15 protein-coding genes are annotated in these 16,228 nt (G+C 69.3%); 6 read left to right on the forward strand and 9 right to left on the reverse strand.

Going from position 1 to position 16,228, the window contains the following annotated elements; all coding sequences use genetic code 11:
- Positions 1-30 precede the first annotated feature (30 nt).
- Complete coding sequence (locus tag ACZ5CR_RS16405) at positions 31-522, reverse strand: NUDIX domain-containing protein (protein WP_468857881.1); 492 nt, start codon at positions 520-522, stop codon at positions 31-33.
- An 87-nt stretch (positions 523-609) separates the two neighbouring features.
- The gene (locus ACZ5CR_RS16410) at positions 610-1,671 is read right to left on the reverse strand and encodes an ADP-ribosylglycohydrolase family protein (RefSeq protein ID WP_468857882.1); all 1,062 of its coding nucleotides are present in this window, start codon (positions 1,669-1,671) and stop codon (positions 610-612) included.
- Between the two features lie 315 nt (positions 1,672-1,986).
- Between ACZ5CR_RS16410 and ACZ5CR_RS16415 the strand changes: the two genes are divergently transcribed.
- Entirely contained in the window at positions 1,987-3,138 is a 1,152-nt protein-coding gene (locus ACZ5CR_RS16415; RefSeq protein WP_468857884.1) for a glycerate kinase, read from the forward strand.
- 182 nt (positions 3,139-3,320) lie between these two features.
- Here ACZ5CR_RS16415 and ACZ5CR_RS16420 read toward each other — a convergent pair whose 3' ends face one another.
- A complete protein-coding gene (locus tag ACZ5CR_RS16420; protein ID WP_468857886.1) occupies positions 3,321-4,520 on the reverse strand; it encodes a PucR family transcriptional regulator in 1,200 nt (399 codons plus the stop codon).
- Positions 4,521-4,780: 260 nt separating this feature from the next.
- Here ACZ5CR_RS16420 and ACZ5CR_RS16425 point away from each other — a divergent pair, with 260 nt between their 5' ends.
- From ACZ5CR_RS16425 to ACZ5CR_RS16445, 5 genes are read left to right on the forward strand one after another with little or no spacing between them, the layout of a single operon-like run.
- Positions 4,781-5,593, forward strand: a complete 813-nt coding sequence (locus ACZ5CR_RS16425) for an ABC transporter ATP-binding protein (protein WP_468857888.1) — start codon at positions 4,781-4,783, stop codon at positions 5,591-5,593.
- A 2-nt stretch (positions 5,594-5,595) separates the two neighbouring features.
- A complete protein-coding gene (locus ACZ5CR_RS16430; RefSeq protein WP_468857889.1) occupies positions 5,596-6,423 on the forward strand; it encodes an ABC transporter ATP-binding protein in 828 nt (275 codons plus the stop codon).
- Positions 6,420-7,310: a branched-chain amino acid ABC transporter permease gene (locus ACZ5CR_RS16435; RefSeq protein ID WP_468857891.1), complete on the forward strand. Its 891-nt coding sequence runs from the start codon at positions 6,420-6,422 to the stop codon at positions 7,308-7,310. Before ACZ5CR_RS16430 ends, ACZ5CR_RS16435 begins: the two co-directional genes overlap by 4 nt.
- Positions 7,311-7,353: 43 nt before the next feature.
- Positions 7,354-8,418 carry a branched-chain amino acid ABC transporter permease gene (locus ACZ5CR_RS16440; RefSeq protein WP_468858226.1) on the forward strand — a complete coding sequence of 355 codons (1,065 nt, stop codon included), beginning with the start codon at positions 7,354-7,356 and terminating at the stop codon, positions 8,416-8,418.
- Positions 8,415-9,692: an ABC transporter substrate-binding protein gene (locus ACZ5CR_RS16445; protein WP_468857892.1), complete on the forward strand. Its 1,278-nt coding sequence runs from the start codon at positions 8,415-8,417 to the stop codon at positions 9,690-9,692. The genes ACZ5CR_RS16440 and ACZ5CR_RS16445 overlap by 4 nt, the downstream gene beginning before the upstream one ends.
- Positions 9,693-9,828: 136 nt before the next feature.
- Here the strand turns inward: ACZ5CR_RS16445 and pssA are convergent, their stop codons facing one another.
- From pssA to ACZ5CR_RS16475, 6 genes are all read right to left on the reverse strand, one after another.
- The gene (gene pssA, locus ACZ5CR_RS16450; RefSeq protein WP_190080876.1) at positions 9,829-10,683 is read right to left on the reverse strand and encodes a CDP-diacylglycerol--serine O-phosphatidyltransferase; all 855 of its coding nucleotides are present in this window, start codon (positions 10,681-10,683) and stop codon (positions 9,829-9,831) included.
- A complete protein-coding gene (locus ACZ5CR_RS16455) occupies positions 10,670-11,326 on the reverse strand; it encodes a phosphatidylserine decarboxylase (RefSeq protein ID WP_160508247.1) in 657 nt (218 codons plus the stop codon). Before ACZ5CR_RS16455 ends, pssA begins: the two co-directional genes overlap by 14 nt.
- A 169-nt stretch (positions 11,327-11,495) precedes the next feature.
- The gene (locus ACZ5CR_RS16460; RefSeq protein WP_468857894.1) at positions 11,496-12,701 is read right to left on the reverse strand and encodes an acyl-CoA dehydrogenase family protein; all 1,206 of its coding nucleotides are present in this window, start codon (positions 12,699-12,701) and stop codon (positions 11,496-11,498) included.
- A 2-nt stretch (positions 12,702-12,703) separates the two neighbouring features.
- Positions 12,704-13,231, reverse strand: coding sequence for a MaoC family dehydratase (locus tag ACZ5CR_RS16465; RefSeq protein ID WP_468857895.1), 528 nt, complete (start codon positions 13,229-13,231; stop codon positions 12,704-12,706).
- A gap of 1 nt (position 13,232) precedes the next feature.
- The gene (locus tag ACZ5CR_RS16470; RefSeq protein WP_468857897.1) at positions 13,233-14,198 is read right to left on the reverse strand and encodes an HpcH/HpaI aldolase/citrate lyase family protein; all 966 of its coding nucleotides are present in this window, start codon (positions 14,196-14,198) and stop codon (positions 13,233-13,235) included.
- Positions 14,195-16,222: a protein meaA gene (locus ACZ5CR_RS16475; RefSeq protein ID WP_468857899.1), complete on the reverse strand. Its 2,028-nt coding sequence runs from the start codon at positions 16,220-16,222 to the stop codon at positions 14,195-14,197. The genes ACZ5CR_RS16470 and ACZ5CR_RS16475 overlap by 4 nt, the downstream gene beginning before the upstream one ends.
- Positions 16,223-16,228: the final 6 nt, after the last annotated feature.

Genomic DNA, 16,228 nt, shown 5'->3' on the forward strand with positions numbered 1-16,228 from the left:
GGACGCGCTCTTCTGAAGGCTCGGCGAGGTTCAGCCGACCCGTACCCCGTTCTCCAGCTCCGCCGGCCCCGTCCCCGCGTCAAGCGCCGCGAGCCCGGCCCGTACCCGCAGCCCCAGCTCACCCGGCAGGAACTCCGCGAGGTCCTCGCGGGCCACAAGGCGCCAGGAGAGCAGTTCGTCCTCCTGGAGCCTGATCGACTTCAGCTGGTCGTCGCCGAGCACCCCGCCGTCGTACAGATAGGCGACCAGCGGAGGCCGCGCCGTACCCGGCACCCAGTCCACCGCGAGCAGGGCGCCCAGCTCGACGTCCAGGCCGATCTCCTCGGCGGTCTCGCGGCGTGCCCCCTGTCGCGGCGTCTCGCCTTCGTCGGACTCGATGGTGCCGCCGGGCAGGGCCCACCCCTCGCGGTAGTTCGGCTCGACGAGCAGCACACGCCCCTGGGAGTCCCTGAAGAGCGCGGCGGCCCCGGCGATGATGCGCGGGAGGCCCGCGATGTACGTGGCGTAATCCTGAGTGGTCACCTGGAAAGGGTAGACGCGAGGGGAGAGGGCGCGAGGGAGGCAAGAGGCGGGGGACAGGGCAGGCGCGGGGGACAGGGGAAGCCCGTGCTAGGCCTCTGCCAACTCGACTGTTCTTGCCGCGAGTTCACTGATCCTTGCGCCGTCGAAACCGAACACCGCACTGCGCACCCGGTCTTCGAGAGGATCCCGCCACTGCGCGGGGATCGCCTTGGCCCCGCAGAGGACCCCCGCGACGGACCCGGCGGTCGCGCCGTTCGAGTCGGTGTCGAGGCCGCCGCGCACCGTCAGGGTGATGGTGCGGGTGAAGTCGCCGTCACCGTAGAGGAGCCCGGCGGTCAGGACGGCCGAGTTCGGCACCGAGTGGATCCAGCCGAGCCCGGAGGTCTCCTCCTCGGTGGTGGCGAGCGTCTCCTCCCAGCTGAGCCCGGCCTCGTGCAGCGTGACGACCCGGCGCACCGTACGCGCGAGCCGACAGCTCGACGGGATCACCCCGAACGCCGCCTCGAGCGCGCCGCGCGGCGTGGCCACCGTGAACGCGGCCGCGACGAGCGCCGCCGCCCACATCGACCCGTACACGCCGTTGCCGGTGTGCGAGAGCACGGCGTCGCGGCGGGCGAGGGAGGCGGCGCGGCGCGGGGCGCCGGGGTTCGTCCAGCCGAAGATGTCGGCGCGGATGAGGGCGCCTATCCACTCCTGGCAGGAGTTCTCGTACGTTGCGGTGAGAGGCGGCTTGAGACCGTTCGCCAGATTCCGGTACGCGGCGCGCTCCGCGGTGAACGTCTGCAGATAGGGAAGGCGGAGCAGCCACAGCTCGCCGACCTGTTCGGTGCTGAACGCGAACCCGTGCGTCTCCAGGAGATGCAGTCCGAGGATCGCGTAGTCGACGTCGTCGTCACGGCAACTGCCGTGCACCCCGCCGCGCACACACTGCTTCCACTCGGGCCGCAGCTGGAACTCCTCCACCCAGGAGGGTGGTTCGGGCAGATAGTCGGTGAGCGGCAGCGCGTCGGCCTGCCGCAGATAGCGCTCGATGCGCTCACGCGTCCAGTAGTCGCCCCGCTCGATGGGTTTGCCGAGCATGTTGCCCGCGATCCGCCCGATCCAGCCGCCGAGAACGCGGTCGGCGAGTTCCATATGCACTGGGGTCATGCGTCCGGTCTACCGAATTCGGTGCGCCTTGCGCGGTCAACGCGACCGGTTCGGCGCGGATCATGAGACGTTTGTCTGGATTTCGATCGGACCATACGACTCGCGAGGGGCGGGCGACTCGAACTGAACCGACCCTTGATCGATCATTTCTGAGATCTCAGTGCACCCTTATCTATCCCTTTAGGGCGATTTAAGGGGGAGATCCGAGGCTCCGAAATGCGGGCGCCCATGGGCAGGCGCCCCTTCCTGCGGTTATGGTCGCAGCGGCGCGACTGCCTTGACGCGAGCAAGGCCCGGAAAGCAAGGGGATGCAAGGTGGCGGACGCTGCTGGGACGGCGGGGCATGTGCTCATCGCCGCGGACAAGTTCAAGGGATCGCTCACGGCCGTGCAGGTCGCGGAGCGGGTGACGGCCGGGCTCCGCCGCGTCGCCCCGCAGGTGGAGGTCGAGGCCCTGCCGGTGGCCGACGGTGGTGACGGCACGGTCGCCGCGGCGGTCGCGGCCGGGTTCGAACGCCGTGAGGTGCGGGTCACGGGACCGCTCGGTGACGAGGTCACCGCCGCGTACGCGCTGCGGGACGGAACCGCCGTGGTGGAGATGGCGGAGGCGTCGGGCCTCCAGCTGCTGCCCGAGGGCGTCTTCGCCCCGCTCACGTCCACGACGTACGGCTCCGGGGAACTGCTGCGCGCCGCGCTCGACGCGGGCGCGCGCACGATCGTCTTCGGCGTCGGGGGCAGTGCGACGACGGACGGCGGGGCCGGGATGCTGGCCGCGCTCGGTGCGGTGTTCCTGGACGCGGAAGGGGCGCCGGTGGCGCCGGGAGGCGGCCCGCTCGCCTCGCTGGCCACGGCGGACCTGTCCGGGCTCGACGAGCGGTTCGCCTCGGTCGACCTGGTCCTGGCCAGCGACGTGGACAATCCGCTGACAGGGCCGAAGGGCGCCCCGGCGGTGTACGGGCCGCAGAAGGGGGCGACCCCGCAGGACGTCGCCGAGCTCGACGCGGCCCTCGCCCACTTCGCGCAGGTGCTCTCCGAGTCGGTGGGCTCCTCCGCCCTGGAGTACGCCGAGTCCCCGGGAGCCGGAGCGGCAGGTGGCATCGGCTACGGCGCTCTCGTAGGCCTCGGCGCGAGTTTCCGCCCCGGGATCGAGGTCATGCTGGACGTCCTCGGCTTCGCACCGGCGCTCGCGCGGGCGTCCCTCGTGATCACGGGGGAGGGCTCGCTCGACGAGCAGACTCTCCACGGCAAGGCTCCCGCGGGGGTTGCGGCGGCGGCGCGTGAGGCGGGCGTCGAGGTCGTCGCGGTCTGCGGACGCCTGGCGCTTCCGGCGGAGGCCCTGGGCAAGGCGGGCATCCGGCGCGCGTACGCACTCACTGACGTGGAGCCGGATGTCGCCCGGTGCATTGCTGAGGCGGGGCCCATCCTGGAGACGGTGGCGGAGGGCATCGCCCGGGATTTCCTGGGCTGATCCCGGGGAGGGCGGTGGGAGGGCGGTCCGTGCGGGGCTTGCCCCCATCCCGCCCTTTCCCGCCCCTTCCCGAGACTGGGGCTCCGCCCCAGACCCCGCTCCTCACACGCCGGAGGGGCTGAAAGTTCAGTCCCTCCGGCGTGTGTTTGCGGACGAACCAGGCGAAGCCGGTGCTGAACGCTCTAGCCCGGCGCCAGCCGATACGCATCGAGGGCCAACGTCATCTCCATCAGGTCCCGGGGCCGAGCAAGGGACCGTGAGGTCAGCTGTTCCAACCGCCGCAGGAGGTTGAACACCGTGTTGCGGTGGCAGTAGAGCCGCCCCGCGGCCCGCCCCGCGGACCCCTCGCACAGCAGCCACGCGTCCAGCGTCTCAAGCAGCACCGCCCGATCCCCCGGCTCAAGGGCAAGGACCTCACCGAAGACGTCCGACACAAGGCGCCCCGCCAGCTCCGGCTGGCTCACCACCAGGGCTGTCGGCATCCGCTGGTCGAGCCGTACGATCCCGGTCGCGTCCGGGGGACACGTACGCAGGGCCAGTTCGGCCAGACGCCGCGCGTGGCCCAGTTCGGAGAGTCCCGCCACCACAGGGCTGATGCCGCCGGGGCCGGGGCACCGCCCGTCAAGCGCGGCGGCCAGCTCGGCCAGGCCCTCCTCCGCCCCGAGCGCCACCACCCCCACCTCCCGGTCCGTCCGCATCCGCCAGACGAAGCGGAACCCGGCCCGCTGGATCTGCCGGTGGAACGCGGCTCGTCCGTCCCGCCGCTCGGCGCGCAGCACCACCACCGCGTACGGGCCGCGCTCCGGAAGATCGAGCCCCGCGGCCACCTGCGCGGCGAGCCCGGGTCCTGACTGGCCCTCGAGGAGCGCGTCGAGCAGCGCCTGCAGCTGCTCGTCGGTGCGCCGCCGCAGCTCCATCTCCGTCGCCCGGTACGCGTCGGACGCGGACTGGGCCTGCGCGTCGACCGCCGACCACACCATCGTCGCCGACCGCATCAGGACCGCCAGCTTCTCCGGCGCCTGCCCCTCGGTGCCTTCGAGCAGCGAGTCCCAGACCAGATAGCCCGCGTTGCGGTACGAGTGCACCACCAGGTCGAGCGGCAGGCCCTGCTGCGCCCGGCGCCGACCGGCCTCCTCCGCGTACTCCAGATCGCGACGCGGTGACGCGCGCGGCGCCGAGATGGTCTCGATGCCGATCCGCATCGCTTCTTCCGCCTCCCGCCACTGCTGGTCGTGCGGGAGGACTCGCGCGTACACCGGCGAGTGCTCGAAGAGCTGCCGCAGATGTTCGTCCACCAGCTCGGGGACGCGGGGGAGCAGTGCCACGCACGCCTCCTCGAGCACCTTCCAGTCCTGGCCCGTCCGAGGTCTGCGTCCGCTCATGGAACCCCCATCGCCGCCGTCCGCCGTGACTCCGTGCTGCGGAGGATGCCATCGCTCGACCGCCCTGGCAGGCCCCTGACACGCGGTGTTGTGCCCGTGCACAACAGGCGGCCGGTCCCGCTGGTCACCCGCAGCGATTCGGACACAGGCCGTGGACGGGGCGGGCGCGGCGGTGTTGGGGTGAGCGCCACGTGCAGGGCCGTGGGGCACGAGCGGCCGAGCGTCATGAGCAGGGCAAGCGGAGGACGAGGGGGGTCCAGGTGGGTGGTTCCGGACTGGTCGTACAGGACGCGTCGGTCGGATACGGGCCGGTTCGCGCACTGCGCCAGGTGTCGCTCGAAGTGCCGGACGGCGCCGTCGTCGCCGTGCTCGGCGGCAACGGCGCGGGCAAGTCGACGCTCCTGCGCGCCATTTCACGCACCCTCGGCTTTCACCGGGGGGCGCTCACCACCGGCTCCATCCACTTCGGCGGGCGGCGCATCGACGGACTGCACGCGGACCGCGTGGTCGCCGCCGGGGTCTCCCAAGTACCGGAAGGCAGAAGGGTGTTCGCACGGATGAGTGTCGCCGACAACCTGCGGGCGGGCGCGCTCGGCTCCGCGGGAAGCCGGGGCGCGAAGGCCCGGGCCCTGGACCGCGTCCATGAACTGTTCCCCGTGCTCGCCGAGCGCGCGGGCCAGCGGGCCGGGCTCCTCTCGGGCGGCGAGCAGCAGATGCTCGCGGTGGCCAGGGCGTTGATGGCCTCGCCGAAGCTGCTGCTCCTCGACGAACCCTCGCTGGGGCTCGCCCCGTTGATGGCGGCACGCATCGCCGACACCATCCAGGAGATCAACACCCAGGGCACCGCGGTCCTCCTCGTCGAACAGAACGCCGCACTCGCGCTGCGCCTCGCCTCACGGGCGTACGTCCTCGACGTGGGCGAAGTGGCTCTCGCCGGAGCGGCGGACGAGCTGTCCGCCTCCGACGAGGTGCGCCGCCGCTACCTCGGCGTGGTCGACGAGACCGCCGCCGCCGATGCCTCGCGCGGCGTCGACGCGCTGCCGGTGCTGCGGCGCTGGGCGGGCCGACGATGACGATGAGCGAGGACCAAGGAGCGCAGGACGCGGCCGTACCCGCTCCGGAAGCAACGGCCGTACCCGCCCTGGAAGTACGGGACTTGACCGTCCGTTTCGCGGGCCTCACCGCGCTCGACGCCGTCAGCTTCACCGTCAGGCCCGGCACCGTGCATGCCGTCATCGGACCCAACGGCGCGGGCAAGTCCACCTGCTTCAACGTCCTGTCCGGCGTGTACCGCGCCACCGGCGGCAGCGTCCGCCTCGGCGAGCACGAGCTGACGACGATGCCTCCGCACCGCATCGCCGACCTCGGCGTCGCGCGCATCTTCCAGAACCTCGCCCTGCCGCCGCGCGCGACGGTCGCCGACAGCCTGATGCTCGGACGCCACCGGCTGACCCGCACGGGATTCGTCGCCGCGGGGCTCCGCCTCCCGTCGGCCGCGCGCGAGGAGCGCCTGCACCGCGAACGGGTGCGTGAGATAGCGGAGTTCGTCGGCATCGAGCATCAACTCAACACCCCGGCGGGCTCCTTGCCGTACGGGCAGCAGAAGCTCGCCGAGCTGGCCCGTGCCCTGTGCATGGAGCCCCGGCTGCTCCTGCTCGACGAACCCGTCGCGGGCATGACCGCGGACGAGCGTCGACGCACGGCGGCCGTCATCGCGGGTGTGCGCGACAGCCTCGGAATCTCGATCGTCCTGGTGGAACACGACATGGGGGTGGTGATGCGGCTCGCGGACGCGGTGACCGTACTGGACTTCGGCCGGCGCATAGCGGACGGCGCACCGGCGGCCGTACAGAACGACCCGGCGGTCGTGCGGGCCTACCTGGGAGAGGAGGCCACCTCATGAACACCTTCGTCGAGCTGCTGCTCAACGGTCTCTCGATGGGCTCCGTCTACGCCCTCATCGCCCTCGGTTTCGTCGTCATCTTCCGGGCCACCGAAGTCGTGAACTTCGCGCACGCCTCGCTGCTCCTGGCGGGCGGCTACATGACCGCGTCCCTGCACGACGACATCGGCTTCTGGGCGGCGCTGCTCGTCGGCATCGCGGGAGCCGCGGTCGTCGGTGCCGCCATCGAGTTCCTTGTCATGCGGCGCTACCGGGGCTCCGACCACAGCGTCCTGGCCATCGTCACCATCGGCGTCGACATCCTGCTCACCACCGAACTTACCCGCCGCCTCGGCACCGATGTGCTCGCCCTGGGCGACCCGTGGGGCGACTCGGTACTCACCGTCGGCTCTGTCTCCATCGCGCACACGCGGATCGCCGCGTTCGTCGCCGCCGCGCTCCTCATCTCCGTCTTCCTGCTCGCCTTCCGCTACACCTCCTGGGGCGTGGCGATGCGGGCCGCCGCGGAGAGCCCGGAGACCGCGGCCCTGATGGGTGTGCGCCTGGGCCGGGTCTCCCTCGGCGCCTGGGCGGTCGCGGGGGGACTCGCCGCCGTGGCCGCCCTCTTCCTCACGGTCTTCCCGACCCCGGGGCTCGAACGGGCCACCTCCCTGGCCGCACTGAAGGCGTTCCCCGCAGCCATCCTCGGCGGCCTCGACTCCACCACGGGCGCGCTCGTCGGGGGACTCGTGGTCGGGGTCACCGAGTCCCTCGCCACCGGCTATCAGAGTGAACTCACGTTCCTGGGACGCGGGTTGGGTGACCTCGCGCCCTACCTCGTGATGACCGTCATCCTCCTCGTCCGGCCCGCCGGACTCTTCGGCACGAAGGAGCTCACCCGTGTCTGAAGTCCTGGCCCGTGGACGGGAGTTGCGTTCCCGAAACCGTACGATGCTGACGCGCCCGCGGATGTACGTATGGATCGCGGGCGCCGTGCTCCTGCTCGCCCTGCCCTTCTACCTCGACCGGTTCTGGCTCCAGGCGGGCCTGTTCGCCATGGCGGCCGCGATCGGCGCGATCGGCCTCAACCTCCTCACCGGCGCGACGGGGCAGCTCTCCATGGGGCACGCCTTCTTCCTCGCGATCGGCGCGTACGGATACTGCGTCTTCGCAGGGGAGGGTGAGGGAGGCCTGACCGGGCTCGGGCTTCCCACCTGGATCGCCGCCGCCCTGGCCGTCGGCGTCGCGGGGATCGCGGGCGGGCTCTTCAGCCCCATCGCGGGACGCCTGCAGGGCGCGTATCTCGGCATCGCGACGCTCGCCCTCATCTTCATCGGGCAGCACGTGCTCTTCAACGCCCATGACCTGACCGGCGGCTCCAACGGACGCGACGTACCGCCCCTGAGCGTCTTCGGTATCACCTTCGACGACAGTGAACTCCTCGTCGCAGCCGTGCCGTTCGGGGCGTCGGAGAAGCTCTGGTACGCGGGGCTCGTCCTGCTCGTCGGCTGCGGGCTCTTCGCCCGTGGCGTGCTGCGCGGGCGGCCGGGGCGTGCGATGAACGCCATCCGCGACCACCGCGTCGCCGCAGGCGTCATCGGGGTGCCCGTGGCCCGCTACCGTGCGGGCGTCTTCGTCCTGTCGTCGATGTACGCGGGCCTGGCCGGGGTCCTCCTTGCCCTCGTCTTCCAACGCACCGTGCCGGACTACTTCGGCATCACACTGTCCCTCGAATACCTCGCCATGATCGTCATCGGCGGCCTCGGCTCGGTGGCGGGTGCGGTGGCCGGTGCGGCCGTCGTCTCCCTGCTGCCGCAGCTCCTGACCCGGTACAGCGACGCGCTGCCCCTGGTCTCGGCCCCCGGGACCGGCGGGATCACACCGGGTGAGGCATCCCGGTATCTGTACGGCGCCGCCGTCGTGGCGGTGGTGCTGTTCCTGCCCGGCGGCCTGGCCAGCATCGCCGCCCGGCGCTCCAGGCCGGCGTCCGGCCCAACTCCAGGGGAGGAACAATGAGTTCACGCACATTGAGAAGGACCACGAGAAGGACCACCGCGACGGCTACGGCGCTCGCGGCACTGCTCGCGGTGGCGGGCTGCAGCTCCAAGGCGAACGACGACAAGGGCGACAAGGAGGGCGCGGGCGGGGTCAAGACCGGCGTCGGCGTCTCCGCCGACACGATCACACTCGGCGTGCTCACCGACATGACCGGTGTCTACGCGACCCTCGGCAAGAGCGTCACCCAGGCACAGCAGCTGTACGTCAAGCAGACCAACGCCGACGGCGGCATCTGCGGCCGAAAGCTGAAGCTGACCGTCCGCGACCACGGCTACGACCCCCAGAAGGCGATCGCCGCGTACACGGAGCTGGAGCCCGAGGTCCTTGGCTTCGCCCAGTTCATCGGCTCCCCGTTCGTCGCCGCGGTCGAGCAGCGGGTCGAGTCCAACAAGGGGCTCGTACTGCCGCAGGCCTGGTCGGCGAACCTGCTCGGCAGCTCGTACGTCCGGGTCGTCGGCTCGACGTACGACCTGGAGACGATCAACGCGATCGACTTCCTGATGAAGGAGAAGGGCCTCAAGAAGGGCGACAAGCTCGGCCATGTCTACTTCGAGGGCGACTACGGCGAGAACGCGCTGAAGGGCTCGCAGTACATGGCGAAGAAGTCGGGCCTCACCGTCGTGGAACAGAAGATCAAGGCGACCGACAACGACATGACGGCGCAGGTCGCGGCCCTCAAGAAGGCCGGGGTGAAGGCCGTGGTGATCAGTGCGGGCCCGCGGCAGGCGGCCTCGCTCGTGGGTGTCGCGGCGGCGGGCAAGTTCGACGTCCCGGTCATCGGCAACAACTCGGCGTTCGCGCCCCAGCTCCTGGGCACGCAGGCGGGACCCGCCCTCGCGAAGAACTACTACGTGGCCTCGCCGACCCTCCCGATCGGCGCGGACACCCCCGCCGCGAAGAAGCTGGTCGCCGACTACAAGAAGGCGTATCCCAAGGACTCCCTGGACAACGGCGTGACGGCAGGATGGACTGCGGCGTCCGTCTTCGGCGAGGCCCTGAAGAAGGCGTGCGAGAACAAGGACCTCACCCGTCAGGGCGTCGACAAGGCGCTCCTGACCATCGACTCCTACGACACGGGCTTCGGCGTCTCCCAGGACTTCACCGACCCCAAGGCGCCCTCGTCGAAGGAGAGCGTGATCCTGCGCCCCGACAAGGGCGTGACGGGCGGCATGAAGGTGGTCAGGGAGCCGGGCGCGGCCGAGGCGGCTGAGGGGTACACGGCGGGGGGCTGATATTTCAGCCCGTGGGGGGTCCCCCTGCTCCTTCAGAGCTTGGGGAGATTGAGGACGAGCCCGAAGGGCGATAAACGGCACGCAAAGGGGGCCTGAACCATTCGGTTCAGGCCCCCTTTGGACCGTTCAAGCGCCGCTACGGCAGCTGTGCCGCCCGCGCCTCGCGTCGGTTGCCCCGGAAGTTGTTCACCCGTCGGGCCGTGGCGAACAGCGGGATCACCGCGCCGAGCACCAGCTGCAGCGCGCAGCCCGTCTGCAGCAGCAGCTGCCCGCCCGGAGCCTCGAAGGCCCAGGCCGCGAGCAGACCCATCGCCGCGACGATCCACGCGAGCATCGCCACCGCGAGCGGACCCCTCGGCTTGGGGTACTCGACCCGGCTCACCATGAGCCACGCCGTACCGATGATCGCGAGGAGCGTCGCCACGAAGGGCAGCTCAAGGAGAACGATCGAGACGACCGTGAGCGCACCGAAGGGCGAGGGCATGCCCTGGAAGGTGCCGTCCTTCACGGTCACGCAACTGAACCGCGCAAGCCTCAGCACCACCGCCAGAAGCACCACGATCGCCCCCACCGCGGCGACTCTCTGGTGTGCGTCGTCGGCGACCATGCCGTACACGAGCACGAAGTACGCGGGCGCCAGACCGAAGCTGATCAGGTCCGACAGGTTGTCGAGCTCCGCGCCCATCGGCGAGGACCGCAGCTTGCGCGCCACGAGTCCGTCGAAGAGGTCGAAGACGGCCGCGCAGAGCATCAGGATCACGGCGGTCGCGGCGGAGTGCCGCGCCATGCCGCTTTCGTTGCTGCCTTGCAGGTGCGGGATGAGGATGCCGGTGGTGGTGAAGTACACCGCCATGAACCCGCACGTGGCGTTACCGAGCGTGAGGGTGTCCGCTATCGAGAGGCGGAGTGAGAGAGGCATCTCCTCATCGGCCTCGTCCTCGGCCGCCTCGGGCACCCAGCCCGCTTGTGTCTCAGGATCAACCACGGTCAATGCGAGTCACCCCAGCCACGGTCTTCTGACCGACCTCGACATCCACGTCGACACCCTCGGGGAGGTAGATGTCCACACGAGAGCCGAAGCGGATCAGGCCGATCCGTTCGCCTTGCTCCACCTTCGTGCCCTGCGGCACGTAAGGAACGATGCGTCGCGCCACCGCGCCCGCGATCTGGATCATCTCGATGTCACCGAGCTCGGTGTCGAAGTGCCAGACAACGCGCTCGTTGTTCTCGCTCTCCTTGTTGAACGCCGGGACGAACCCGCCGGGGATGTGCTCCACGGACGTCACCGTGCCCGCCAGGGGCGCGCGGTTGACGTGGACGTTCAGCGGGCTCATGAAGATCGCGACGCGCGTGCGCCCGTCCTTCCACGGCATGATGCTCTGCACCACACCGTCGGCCGGCGAGATGACCCGGCCCTGGGCGATGTCGCGCTCGGGGTCGCGGAAGAACCACAGCATGCCTGCCGCCAGAGCGGTGGCAGGCACGGCCACGGCCGCGGCGCCCTTGGAACGGCGCGCACGGACGAGGCTGAGTGCCGCGGTGGCGACAGTCGGCAGGAGCCACGGCGATGCTCCGCGCGCAAGGCGTACGCCAGCGAGGCTGTCGCGTGGTGCAGAGGTTTGGCTGTGGGGCATGGATGACCTTCGTAGCGGATGATGCCGCGCACTAACGGGGGACGGCGGCTTTTTCCGGATGGTATCGGTTGCGAGCCACAACTGGGCAAGCCAGGAAGCGGAGTCGACGGCCGAAGAGTGTTGACAGGGTGTGACCTTCTTCTCGGTTAAATCACCCCAAATCGGGCATTTAGCCCTGGAGTCGATACTCTTCGAGCAGTCGGCGCCCAATGATCATCTTCTGGATCTCGGCGGTACCTTCACCGATCAACAACATCGGAGCTTCACGGTACAGGCGCTCGATCTCGTACTCCTTCGAGAAGCCGTAACCGCCATGAATTCGGAACGCGTCCTCTACGACTTCTTTGCAGTATTCGGACGCCAGGTACTTCGCCATCCCCGCTTCCAGGTCGTTTCGTTCCCCGGAGTCCTTTTTGCGTGCGGCATTCACCATCATCGCATGGGCCGCCTCGACCTTGGTAGCCATCTCGGCGAGCTTGAACTGGATCGCCTGATGCTGGGCGATGGCCTTGCCGAAAGTGTGACGTTGCTGGGCATATGAGACACCGAGCTCAAATGCACGCTGAGCGACTCCGCAGCCACGCGCCGCGACATTTACACGACCGACCTCGACGCCGTCCATCATTTGGTAAAAACCGCGTCCGGTTTCCCCGCCGAGCACGCGATTGGCCGGAATTCGTAGCCCGTCCATGATGAGTTCGGTCGTGTCGACGCCCTTGTAACCCATCTTGTCGATCTTGCCGGGGATGGTGAGGCCGGGGCGGACCTCTCCGAAACCGGGCTCCTTCTCCACGAGGAAGGTCGTCATCGACTTGTGGCGCGCCGTGCCCTCGGGGTGTCCTTCGTCACTCCGGCAGAGAACGGCCACCAGCGTGGACGTGCCGCCGTTGGTGAGCCACATCTTCTGACCGTTGAGGACGTACTCGTCGCCGTCCTTGACGCCCTTGGACGTGATCGCCGACACGTCGGAGCCGAGCGCGGGCTCCGACATGGAGAACGCGCCGCGCACCTCGCCGGCCGCCATGCGCGGCAGGAAGGTGTCCTTCTGCTCCTGCGTCCCGTGCTGCTTGAGCATGTAGGCGACGATGAAGTGGGTGTTGATGATGCCGGAGACCGACATCCAGCCACGCGCTATCTCCTCGACGCACAGCGCGTACGTGAGCAGCGACTCGCCCAGACCGCCGTACTCCTCCGGGATCATGAGCCCGAAGAGGCCCAACTCCTTGAGTCCGTCGACGATCTGCTGGGGGTACTCGTCACGGTGTTCGAGCTCCGTCGCGACCGGAATGATCTCCTTGTCGACGAACTCCCGGACGGTGGACAGGATCTCTCGCTGGACGTCCGTCAGTCCCGCGGTCTGGGCGAGTCGGCTCATGGCTACTTCTCCTGCGTCTTCTTGGGAGTGTCCAGGAGCTCCGGGCGGCCGGGCTGCTCGCCGCCGCGCTCCTTGATGTACGTCTCGGTGGGGACCATCACCTTGCGGCGGAACACGCAGACCAGCGTGGAGTCCTGCTTGTAGCCCTTGGTCTCCACGTAGACGATCCCGCGGTCCGACTTGGACTTCGACGGAGTCTTGTCCAGGACCGTGGTCTCGCCGTAGATCGTGTCGCCGTGGAAGGTCGGCGCCACGTGCTTGAGCGACTCCACCTCCAGGTTGGCGATCGCCTTGCCCGAGACATCCGGCACGGACATGCCCAGGAGCAGCGAGTAGATGTAGTTGCCCACGACGACGTTCTTCCCGAAGTCCGTCGTCTTCTCCGCATAGTTGCTGTCCATGTGGAGGGGATGGTGGTTCATCGTCAGGAGGCAGAAGAGGTGGTCGTCGTACTCGGTGACCGTCTTTCCGGGCCAGTGCTTGTAGACGTCCCCGACGGTGAACTCTTCGTAGGTGCGGCCGAACTGCATGTCAGGCCTCCGGGATCTCGAACTTGGAGGTGCGGGTCATGCCCGCGGCGCGCCCCTTGCCCGAGATGACGAGGGCCATCTTGCGGCTCGCCTCGTCGATCATCTCGTCGCCGAGCATCGCGGAGCCCTTCTTGCCGCCCGCCTCGGAGGTGCAGTAGTCGTACGCGTCCAGGATCAGCTCGGCGTGGTCGTAGTCCTCCTGGGAGGGCGAGAAGACCTCGTTGGCGGCCTCGACCTGGCCGGGGTGCAGGACCCACTTGCCGTCGAAGCCGAGCGCGGCGGCGCGGTTCGCGACCTCGCGGTAGCCGTCGACGTTCTTGATCTGGAGGTAGGGACCGTCGATCGCCTGGAGGTTGTTGGCGCGCGCCGCCATCAGGATCTTCATCAGGATGAAGTGGTAGGCGTCCGCCGGGTAGCCGGGCGGCTGCTCGCCGACGACCAGGGACTTCATGTTGATGGACGCCATGAAGTCGGCCGGGCCGAAGATGATCGTCTCGACGCGCGGGGAAGCCTGCGCGATCGCGTTGACGTTGTTCAGGCCCTGCGCGTTCTCGATCTGCGCCTCGATGCCGATCTTGCCGACCTCGAAGCCCATCGTCTTCTCGATCTGGGTGAGCAGGAAGTCGAGCGCGACGACCTGGTCCGCGCTCTGCACCTTCGGCAGCATGATGCAGTCGAGGTTCTGGCCCGCGCCCTCGACGACCGTGACGACGTCGCGGTACGTCCACTCGGTCGTCCAGTCGTTGACACGCACCACCCGCGTCTTGCCCGTCCAGTCGCCCTCGTTGAGGAACTTGACGATGGTGTGCCGTGCCTCCGGCTTGGCGAGCGGCGCGCAGGCGTCCTCCAGGTCGAGGAAGACCTGGTCGGCGGGGAGGCCCTGGGCCTTCTCCAGGAAGCGCGGGTTCGAACCCGGTACCGCGAGACAGGAGCGACGGGGTCGCAGGCGGTTGATGGGCGCGGTCATGCGGGGACCTCCAGAGGGTCGAGCTTGTTCGCTTTCCGGATCTCGTCGACGATACGGCCGATGATCTCGGTGATGCCGAAGTCCTTGGGCGTGAAAACGGCGGCCACGCCGGCCGCCTTCAGGTCCTCGGCGTCGCTGTTGGGGATGATGCCGCCCGCGATGACGGGGATGTCGGGCGCACCCGCCTCGCGCAGGCGCACGAGCACGTCCGGCACGAGCTGCGCGTGCGAGCCGGAGAGGATCGACAGGCCCACCGCGTGCACGTCCTCGGCGAGCGCGGCGGCGACGATCTCCTCGGGCGTGAGCCTGATGCCCTGGTAGACCACCTCGAAACCGGCGTCACGGGCGCGCACCGCGATCTGCTCGGCCCCGTTGGAGTGCCCGTCCAGGCCCGGCTTGCCGACCAGGAAGCGGAGCTTGCCGGTGCCGAGGTCGGCGGCGGTCTTGGCGACCTTGTCGCGGACGAGGGCGAGTGGGGTGCCCGCCTCCGCGGTGACGGCCACCGGGGCGCTGGAGACGCCCGTGGGCGCCCGGAACTCCCCGAAGACCTCCCGCAGGGCCCCGGACCACTCTCCGGTCGTCACACCGGCGCGTGCGCACTCCAGAGTGGCTTCCATGAGGTTGCCCGTGCCCGCGGCGACCTCCTTCAGCTTCTCCAGGGCCTTGCAGGGGCGCGGGTGGTTGAACGGCGGCTGGTAGCGGGTGTCGCGCCAGCGCCCCAGGGCGGTCACGACGCGGTTCTCGACCGCCGGGTCGACCGTCATGATCGCGGTGTCCAGGTCGGCGGTGAGCGGGTTCGGCTCGGTCGACTCGTAGGCGTTGACGCCGACGATCTTCTCCTCGCCCGACTCGATGCGCGCCCTGCGCTCGGCGTGCGAGGAGACCAGCTGCGACTTCAGGTAGCCGGACTCGACGGCGGCCATCGCGCCGCCCATCTGCTCGATGCGGTCGATCTCCGCGAGCGACTCCTCGACGAGGGAGTCCACCTTGGCCTCGATGACGTGCGAGCCCTCGAAGATGTCCTCGTACTCCAGGAGATCGCTCTCCAGGGCGAGCACCTGCTGGATGCGCAGCGACCACTGCTGGTCCCACGGCCTGGGCAGGCCGAGCGCCTCGTTCCAGGCGGGAAGCTGCACGGCACGCGCGCGTGCGTCCTTGGAGAGCGTGACGGCCAGCATCTCAAGGACGATGCGCTGGACGTTGTTCTCGGGCTGCGCCTCCGTCAGACCGAGGGAGTTGACCTGCACGCCGTAGCGGAACCGGCGCTGCTTCGGGTCGGTGATGCCGTACCGCTCGCGCGTGATCCGGTCCCAGATGCGGCCGAACGCCCGCATCTTGCACATCTCCTCGACGAAGCGGACACCCGCGTTCACGAAGAAGGAGATACGGGCGACGACGTCACCGAACTTCTCCTGGGGCACCTGCCCGGAGTCGCGCACGGCGTCGAGGACGGCGACGGCGGTGGACATCGCGTACGCGATCTCCTGCACCGGAGTGGCCCCGGCCTCCTGCAGGTGATAGCTGCAGATGTTGATCGGGTTCCACTTGGGGATGTTCGCCACCGTGTACGTGATCATGTCGGTGGTGAGGCGGAGGGAGGGCACCGGCGGGAAGACGTGCGTCCCGCGCGAGAGGTACTCCTTGACGATGTCGTTCTGCGTCGTCCCCTGGAGCTGCGTGATGTCCACGCCCTGCTCCTCCGCGACCACCTGATAGAGCGCCAGGAGCCACATGGCCGTGGCGTTGATCGTCATCGAGGTGTTCATCTGCTCCAGGGGGATGTCCTGGAACAGGCGCCGCATGTCGCCGACGTGCGAGACGGGGACGCCGACCCGGCCGACCTCGCCGCGGGCGAGGATGTGGTCCGGGTCGTAGCCGGTCTGCGTGGGCAGGTCGAACGCGACCGAGAGGCCCGTCTGACCCTTGGCGAGGTTGCGCCGGTACAGCTCGTTGGACGCCTCGGCCGTGGAGTGACCGGCGTACGTCCGCATGAGCCACGGCCGGTCCTTCTGACGCTCTGTCATGTGCGA

The organism is Streptomyces sp. NPDC031274 (assembly GCF_055570235.1).

Bases quoted from the DNA above. Each gene is read 5' to 3' on its own strand.
- ACZ5CR_RS16410 (WP_468857882.1), bottom strand. From the start codon at position 1,671: ATGACCCCAGTGCATATGGAACTCGCCGACCGCGTTCTCGGCGGCTGG.
- ACZ5CR_RS16420 (WP_468857886.1), bottom strand. From the start codon at position 4,520: ATGAGCGGACGCAGACCTCGGACGGGCCAGGACTGGAAGGTGCTCGAG.
- ACZ5CR_RS16430 (WP_468857889.1), top strand. From the start codon at position 5,596: ATGAGCGAGGACCAAGGAGCGCAGGACGCGGCCGTACCCGCTCCGGAA.
- ACZ5CR_RS16435 (WP_468857891.1), top strand. From the start codon at position 6,420: ATGAACACCTTCGTCGAGCTGCTGCTCAACGGTCTCTCGATGGGCTCC.
- ACZ5CR_RS16440 (WP_468858226.1), top strand. From the start codon at position 7,354: ATGCTGACGCGCCCGCGGATGTACGTATGGATCGCGGGCGCCGTGCTC.
- ACZ5CR_RS16445 (WP_468857892.1), top strand. From the start codon at position 8,415: ATGAGTTCACGCACATTGAGAAGGACCACGAGAAGGACCACCGCGACG.
- ACZ5CR_RS16455 (WP_160508247.1), bottom strand. From the start codon at position 11,326: ATGCCCCACAGCCAAACCTCTGCACCACGCGACAGCCTCGCTGGCGTA.
- ACZ5CR_RS16460 (WP_468857894.1), bottom strand. From the start codon at position 12,701: ATGAGCCGACTCGCCCAGACCGCGGGACTGACGGACGTCCAGCGAGAG.
- ACZ5CR_RS16465 (WP_468857895.1), bottom strand. From the start codon at position 13,231: ATGCAGTTCGGCCGCACCTACGAAGAGTTCACCGTCGGGGACGTCTAC.
- ACZ5CR_RS16470 (WP_468857897.1), bottom strand. From the start codon at position 14,198: ATGACCGCGCCCATCAACCGCCTGCGACCCCGTCGCTCCTGTCTCGCG.
- ACZ5CR_RS16475 (WP_468857899.1), bottom strand. From the start codon at position 16,222: ATGACAGAGCGTCAGAAGGACCGGCCGTGGCTCATGCGGACGTACGCC.